This is a genomic window from Shewanella hafniensis, from assembly GCF_019655335.1.
GTDB classification, from domain to species: Bacteria; Pseudomonadota; Gammaproteobacteria; order Enterobacterales; family Shewanellaceae; genus Shewanella; species Shewanella hafniensis.
The window spans coordinates 1-440 of record NZ_BPFD01000245.1 but is presented as its reverse complement, the minus strand read 5'-3'; the positions used below and the strand labels follow the sequence as shown (position 1 = coordinate 440).

General features: G+C 70.9%; 1 protein-coding gene. It reads left to right on the top strand.

Annotated features, from left to right (window positions below; all coding sequences use genetic code 11):
• Positions 1 to 413: cob(I)yrinic acid a,c-diamide adenosyltransferase (locus K5Q99_RS22105; protein ID WP_220778154.1), on the top strand; the 413-nt coding region annotated here is incomplete at its 5' end.
• Between the last annotated feature and the right edge of the window lie 27 nt (positions 414 to 440).

Here is a 440-nt window from a genome sequence, read left to right as displayed (position 1 = left end):
AATGGCCAGGTCTCAGCGAGCTGATCGAAGTGCTCGAGCCCTGCCAGCACCGTCTGTTCGACCTCGGCGGCGAGCTGGCGATGCCCGCCTACCAGGCCCTGAACGAAACCGAGGTGCAGCGTCTGGAAGCGGCCATCGACCGCTGGAACGCCGAGGTCGGCCCGCTGGAGAACTTCATCCTGCCCGGCGGTTCGGCGTTGGTCGCCCAGGCCCACGTGTGCCGCAGCCAGGCACGCAGCGCGGAACGCCGCTGCCAGGCGCTGAATGCCGTGGAACCGCTCGGCGCGGTGCCCCTCGCCTACCTCAACCGACTCTCCGACCTGCTGTTCGTCGCCGCCCGGCTGATCGCCCGCCGCACGCGGGTCGCCGAGGTGCTCTGGCAGGCAGCGCCCAAGCCCGACGCCGGGCGCTGACTCAGGTCGGCCAGAAGGCGCGAATCC